The 7,433-nt window shown below is 48.5% G+C and carries 4 protein-coding genes and 1 rRNA gene; 4 read left to right on the top strand and 1 reads right to left on the bottom strand.

The window, feature by feature from the left end:
• Window positions 1–14 precede the first annotated feature (14 nt).
• Window positions 15–1,925, top strand: a complete 1,911-nt coding sequence (gene gyrB, locus AB4124_RS29705) for a DNA topoisomerase (ATP-hydrolyzing) subunit B (RefSeq protein ID WP_076326307.1) — start codon at window positions 15–17, stop codon at window positions 1,923–1,925.
• Window positions 1,926–2,056: 131 nt separating this feature from the next.
• On the opposite strand, the gene AB4124_RS29710 is transcribed toward gyrB, so the two are convergent.
• Complete coding sequence (locus tag AB4124_RS29710) at window positions 2,057–2,869, bottom strand: YheC/YheD family protein (protein WP_430113250.1); 813 nt, start codon at window positions 2,867–2,869, stop codon at window positions 2,057–2,059.
• Between the two features lie 411 nt (window positions 2,870–3,280).
• On the opposite strand from AB4124_RS29710, the gene gyrA reads away from it, so the two are divergent.
• The 3 genes from gyrA to AB4124_RS29725 form a co-directional block, all read left to right on the top strand.
• Window positions 3,281–5,776: a DNA gyrase subunit A gene (gene gyrA / locus AB4124_RS29715; protein ID WP_441975050.1), complete on the top strand. Its 2,496-nt coding sequence runs from the start codon at window positions 3,281–3,283 to the stop codon at window positions 5,774–5,776.
• A 172-nt stretch (window positions 5,777–5,948) separates the two neighbouring features.
• On the top strand, window positions 5,949–7,061 hold the full coding sequence (locus AB4124_RS29720) for an HD-GYP domain-containing protein (protein ID WP_379412111.1): 1,113 nt from the start codon (window positions 5,949–5,951) through the stop codon (window positions 7,059–7,061).
• A gap of 296 nt (window positions 7,062–7,357) precedes the next feature.
• A 16S ribosomal RNA gene (locus AB4124_RS29725) occupies window positions 7,358–7,433 on the top strand; the annotation flags it as partial.

Below are 7,433 nucleotides of genomic sequence, written 5' to 3' on the forward strand. Positions count from 1 at the left end.
AAGTAGGTGAAGGCATGTCTATGAATCAACCGACATATGATGAGAATCAGATTCAGGTACTGGAAGGATTAGAAGCCGTTCGTAAACGTCCGGGGATGTACATCGGGTCCACCAGTGCCAAGGGTTTGCATCATTTGGTATGGGAAGTTGTGGACAATAGTATTGACGAAGCAATGGCGGGAATATGCGACCATATCGAAATCATTGTCCATGAGGATAACAGTGTTACCGTTGTCGATAACGGGCGCGGAATTCCGGTCGGCGAGAACGCCAAACTGAAGAAGTCGACGCTGGAAGTCGTTATGACCGTCCTTCATGCCGGCGGTAAGTTTGGCGGCGGCGGATATAAAGTATCCGGCGGTCTGCATGGTGTTGGTGTCTCAGTTGTGAATGCACTGTCTTCGAAAGTCGTGGTTCAGGTCAAACGTGATGGGCACATCTACCAACAGGAGTATCATCGCGGCGTACCTCAATATGATATCAAGATCATCGGGGATTCCGACGATCACGGGACAACCGTAACCTTCCTGCCGGATTCGGAGATTTTCACGGAAACAACGGAATATGATTACAACACGCTGCTGACACGGATCCGTGAGCTGGCGTTTCTGAACAAGGGCATTGCGCTTACACTGACGGACGAACGTACAGGTGCCTCCGACTATTTTAAATACGAGGGCGGAATCATTGAATACGTCAAGTTCCTGAATGAGAAGAAGGAAGCGCTGCACGAAGACCCTATCTATGTTGAGGGTTCACGGGATAATATTCAGGTTGAAGTGTCGCTCCAGTATAACGATAGCTATACCGAGAATATTTACTCTTTTGCAAATAATATCAACACGCACGAAGGCGGAACGCACGAATCCGGCTTTAAGAGTGCGCTCACTCGAATCATCAATGACTATGCCCGCAAAACGGGATTGATCAAAGATAACACCAACAACCTGTCGGGTGACGATGTGCGTGAAGGATTGACGGCAATCATCTCGGTCAAAGTACCGGAACCGCAGTTCGAAGGACAAACCAAAACCAAGCTCGGCAACAGTGAAGTGCGCGGTATTGTGGAATCCTTGTTCGCTGAGAAGCTGCAGGAGTTCCTGCAGGAGAATCCATCGGTTTCCCGCCGGATCTTGGAGAAGGCGCTCCAGGCATCACGTGCTCGTGAAGCGGCGCGTAAAGCCCGCGAGATGACACGCCGGAAGAGTGCGCTTGAAGTCAGCGCATTGCCAGGTAAACTGGCAGACTGCTCTTCCAAGGATGCCTCCATCAGTGAGCTGTACATCGTCGAAGGTGACTCTGCCGGCGGATCCGCCAAGCAGGGACGCGATCGACATTTCCAAGCCATTTTGCCGCTTCGGGGTAAAATTCTCAACGTGGAAAAGGCGCGGCTTGACCGTATCCTCTCCAATGCGGAGATCCGGGCGATCATTACGGCGCTGGGCACAGGGATTGCGGAAGATTTCGATCTGTCCAAGGCTCGTTACCACAAAATCATTATTATGACTGATGCCGATGTCGACGGTGCGCATATTCGTACCTTGCTGCTGACGTTTTTCTACCGTTACATGCGTAAGCTGGTGGAAGCTGGTTATATCTATATCGCCCAACCGCCGCTCTTCAAGATCGAGCGCAATAAGGTGATCCGTTATGCTGGCAGTGAGAAAGAACGTGACCAGATCATTAAGGAGTTCGGTGAGAACGTCAAAATTAACGTACAGCGCTACAAAGGTCTCGGCGAGATGAACGCCGGACAGCTGTGGGAGACGACGATGGATCCGGAGAGCCGTACCATGCTTCAGGTGACCATCGAAGATGCGATCTTGGCCGATACATTGTTTGATACCCTGATGGGCGATAACGTTGAACCGCGACGGGATTTCATTCAGGAGCATGCGAAGTCGGTCCGTAATCTGGACGTATAAGGTTTTCATTCAAAAAGGGGCATCCCAAGGTCTGTGAAGGCCTCAGGGCTGCCCCTTTATTTTTACGATGGATGTGGATTTGGTGTACTCGCCATATAACCAAATTTGGGGATTAATTAATATATCGTATGCTAACCGGTCTTTTTGACTTTTTTCTTCTTGGATAAGTTACGCCCATAAGCGGTCGCATATTTTTTTACTTGATTGTAGATGCTCGGATCTTTGAAAAATTTCTTGAACGGGAACAGTGCAGGTTTGGTATTAACCTCTAAGATCCAGATGTTCCAGCGACCGTCAATGGCTATATCAAGGCCGATTTCTTTTAGCTTGGGATAGGATTTCTGCAGCTGCGACGCGACATTCACCCCAAGCACGTTCAGCTCCTTACGGATGTTCTCCGCCTCTTCTGCTGTCATATGCTCGGTCATCAGCGGTTTATAGTGCTGGACTGTCCCACCGCTATGGTGGTTGGTAATGATTTTATTCTTGGCCGCCACCCGCCCGATTATTCCTGTGCTCACCCACTGACCGGAAGGGCTCTTCTGAGTTAGTACCCGTAGATCAAAGGGGCGGCCTTTATGGCGAAGCAGATGGATGCCTTGCTGAATGAGATACTCATTTCCCTGAAACAAAGCACTCAGTGTTTTATCGAGACTCTCCAGGGAGGTAAATATTTCAGTTTTCTGATCATAACGAAGTTTGTAGGAAATAGTCGGGGTTTCGTCGGCATCAGCGTTTTGGGATTGGAGCTGCTCGACTGACATGACGCCGATGCCGTAGGTCCCCCGGTCAGGCTTGATATACACAAGCGTATGTGTGCCCAGCATGTCACCAAGCGCCTCCATTGAATATTGGCGGGTAGAGGGAACATAAGAGGCGAGACCTTTATTTTTTAAGAGTATTTTCGTTTTCGCCCACTTGCTTGCAACGCGTTGGATAGTCAACCATCTTCATCCTTTCCAGCTGTGTGATAGGAGTGACAGGATTTGACCTGTCTCGTAATACAAACTCGTGTCGATCCGGTTGATTTGAAAGAATCGGGTTGTCTCCAGCAAGAGAGCTTATACCCGGAAAACATAGGACAAGTATGACAAACAGTGGTATAATATAAAGATGTGATGATACGAAAAGTCCTGTGCAATGCATTGTATGTGAAAAGGGGCACGGAGGACAGGGCGTATATCCCGGTTTCCGGGCAAGAATCATTCTTTCACTTGATCCATCCCGTGTTTAATTGTGCTCGGTTTGTGAAAGTAATATAATAAAGGTTAGTGCGTTTTTAGATTTCTGATCACTATTCTGCTTTTTTCACATAGATCAAGGCATGGTTGATAGGAAAATGAAGGAGGTCCAGCATGGCGGAAGAAAATTTCTCCCAAATCAAAGATCGTGACATTGGTACCGAGATGCGCGAGTCCTTTATGGACTACGCGATGAGTATCATTGTCAGCCGGGCTTTGCCGGATGTACGGGACGGAATGAAGCCAGTACACCGTCGTATTTTATATGCGATGTCTGAACTTGGAATGGCCCCGGATAAACCGCATAAGAAATCGGCAAGAATTGTTGGCGAGGTTATCGGTAAGTACCATCCTCATGGTGATTCCGCAGTTTATGAATCCATGGTTCGGATGGCGCAGGACTTCTCCATGCGTTATATGCTTGTTGATGGACACGGAAACTTCGGTTCCATTGACGGCGATATGGCAGCGGCTATGCGTTATACCGAGGCTCGTTTATCGAAGATTGCTATGGAAATGCTGCGTGATATTAATAAAGAGACTGTAGATTTTGCTCCTAACTATGACGGTGAGGAACAGGAACCGGTCGTTCTTCCTGCGCGTTATCCTAACTTGCTGGTCAACGGCGTATCCGGGATTGCAGTAGGTATGGCTACTAATATTCCGCCTCATAATCTCGGTGAAGTGATCGATGGCGTTCAGGCGATGATTCGAAACCCTGATATCACACCGATGGAGCTGATGGACTATATTCAAGGACCGGATTTCCCGACAGCGGGATATATTCTGGGACGTGAAGGGATTCGTCAAGCCTACCGCACGGGGCGAGGGTCCGTTACGATGCGGGCAAAGGCGACCATTGAAGAGAATAACAACAAGGCGCGCATTGTCGTTCACGAGATTCCGTATCAGGTGAACAAGGCTCGTTTGGTTGAGAAGATCGCGGAACTGGTTCGCGATAAGCGGATTGATGGCATTACGGATCTCCGCGACGAGTCGGACCGTAACGGTATGCGGATTGTTATTGAGCTGCGCCGGGACGTCAATCCGAATGTCGTTCTGAATAATCTGTACAAACATACGGCCATGCAGTCTAATTTCGGTATTAACATGCTGGCCATCGTAAACAATGAGCCGAAAATTTTGAACCTGCGTGACGTGTTGTTCCACTATTTGGAGCATCAGGTCGTCGTTATCCGTCGCCGGACCGAGTTTGAACTGAAGAAGGCGGAAGCTCGGGCTCATATTCTCGAAGGTTTGCGGATTGCGCTGGATCATCTCGATGAGGTTATTGCCCTCATTCGCGCGTCACAGACCACAGAGGCTGCTCGCGAAGGCTTGATGGAGCGTTTCGGTCTCAGTCATGAGCAGGCGCAGGCCATTCTGGATATGCGTTTGCAGCGCCTGACTGGACTCGAACGTGAGAAGATTGAGAACGAGTACCAGGAATTGCTTGCCAGAATCGCGGAACTGCGCGAGATCTTGGCTAATGAGCATCTTGTGCTGCAGATTATCAATGATGAGCTCCAAGAGATTAAGGAGCGCTTCTCTGATGAACGCCGTACCGAAATTACGGTCGGGGAAGACAGCATCCTGGACGAGGATCTGATTCCACGTGAAGAAGTGATCATCACCATTACGCATACCGGTTACATCAAGCGTCTGCCTGCGAACACCTATCGCAGCCAGAAGCGGGGCGGCCGCGGCGTAGTGGGGATGGATACGAAGAGTGAGGACTTTGTCGAGCATCTCTTCGTTACGAATTCTCACCACTACCTGATGTTCTTCACGGACAAAGGGAAGGCGTACCGGTTGAAAGCTTATGAGATCCCAGAGCTTAGCCGTACCGCCCGCGGAACACCGATCATCAACCTGATTCAGATTGAACAGGGCGAGTCGATCAATGCCGTGATCCCTGTGGAGAACTTTGACAGCGATAATTTCCTGTTCTTTGCAACGCGCCAGGGTGTCGTTAAGAAAACCCCACTTGAGGATTATGTCAATATCCGCAAGGGCGGTCTGATTGCGATCAACCTGCGCGAGGATGATTCCCTGATCGAGGTTAAGCTGACAGATGGTCAGCAGGAGATCATCATGGGTACGGCACAGGGAATGTCCATCCGCTTCAAGGAGAGTGATGTTCGCTCGATGGGAAGAAGCGCGACGGGGGTTAAAGGAATTACACTGGATGACCATGATGAAGTCATTGGCATGGACGTGGTGGACCAGGAACTTGATATCCTTATTGTAACGACCAAAGGTTACGGTAAGCGGACGCCTGCAAGCGACTACCGCAGCCAGACCCGTGGCGGTAAAGGGATCAAGACCATCAATATTACGGAGAAAAATGGACCGGTTGTGGCACTTAAGGTCGTGAAATCAGAAGAGGATCTCATGATTATTACGTCTAGCGGCACCATCATCCGTACGAGCATGGAGGGTATCTCTACCATGGGCCGTTATGCTCAGGGCGTGAAGCTGATCAACATCCGTGAGGATGATTCCGTAGGTACCGTGTGCCGTGCGGATAAGAGCGATGAGCCTGAGGCCGGCGAAGAGGAAGAAGAAGGCCAAGATGGCACGGAGGCGATTGAGCCGACGGAAGAATAATCCAAAGTATCGGGCATGGATGCAGATTTGCATTCATGCTCTTTTTTTGTCTTACCGGATTACAAATTCAGGCAATTGGTATTGTACAGGCCGCGAAAGACGAACTATAATATGTATAATATAAGGTGAAGTTTGCTGCTATGACGCAGCTTAATAGATGGAGAGGTTGATCATGACGATCAAAGCCGTGAATGAAGTGGTGGCTGGAGTAAAGCTGGCCAAAGATGTGTATACGCCTCTGGGAGGCCTTTTGCTTCAAAAAGGGAAGGTCTTGCTTCCTCGGGATCTAGAGGTTTTGAAAGCTTTCATGGTGGACCGTGTTATTGTGGAATCCGTTGAGGCAGACAGCACTAGAATACCAACCGTAAAATCCGCCGGACAGAAGCCGTCGCTGATCTTTACGGGAAATCAACAGGGCAGTGGGAACGAAGAGGCAACTGTCCGAAAAGACTTGGCTTTGCATGAGGAATACGACAAGACCATGATCCTGGTCAAAAACTGTTACCAATCCGCCATAACGGGCGAGCTGCGAATGTATGAAGTTCGCAATCAAATGGACAACTTATTAAAACACCAACATGAGTATCATATCCTTAAATTTATTCCACGCATGACCAATCGCCATGATTATCGCTATCACAGTGCAGTACTGTGTGCCCTTTCCTCTTATAAGCTGGCACAATGGGTGGGGCTCCCGCAAAAAGATTGGATGCAGGTAGCCTTTGCAGGACTGCTGCATGATATCGGAAATGCCAAGATTGATCCGATTGTGTTGAACAAACCTTCCAAACTAACCGACGAAGAGAACGAAGAAGTACGTCAGCACACGACCTACGGTTATCAGATTCTCAAGAATGTTGCGGCGGTGAATGAAGGAGTTCGGCTAGCAGCTCTCCAGCATCATGAGAAAGTAGATGGCTCGGGGTATCCACTGCGGCTGGAGGGGAACAAGATTCATATCTATGCCAAGATCGTTGCTGTTACCGATATCTTTCATGCGATGACACTGGATAAGTTCTATCGAAATGCCCAATCGCCTTATGTTGTGTTGGAACAAATCCAACTGGAGGCCTTTGGCAAGCTGGATCCAAAGATCGTTCAGACTTTCATCCACAAGGTAACCGCCTTGCATTCAGGTACTCGAGTGCGGTTGAGTAATGGCACTTCGGGAGAAATCGTATTTACGGATGCCCAGCATCCAACGAGACCGATGGTATCGGTTCAGGGGGAGATCATTAACTTGATGCAGCAGCGCCAACTCTATATAGAAGAAGTCATTTATTGATATTCAAAAAAGGGTTGACCTACATAGGAATGCTGTGATATATTATTTCTTGCCGCTTCTGAGCGGATATATATCGCAGCTTTCAATGAAATAAAAGTTTTCAAAAAAAGCTTGCTAAATAATTGAGAGTGTGATATATTATAAGAGTTGCTGGTGCGAACGAGATTCGCTGGTAACGAAGAAGTTGATCTTTGAAAACTGAACAACGAGTGAGTAAAACGAACCACTTAGGTGGAACGTTGAAATAGAGAATTGAACAAATTCTCGTCAGTTAAGAAATGAGCAAGTCAAACACTTTATTGGAGAGTTTGATCCTGGCTCAGGACGAACGCTGGCGGCGTGCCTAATACATGCAAGTCGAGCGGACTTGAT

It is taken from the genome of Paenibacillus sp. 2KB_20 (assembly GCF_052115765.1).
GTDB lineage: Bacteria > Bacillota > Bacilli > Paenibacillales > Paenibacillaceae > Paenibacillus_AQ.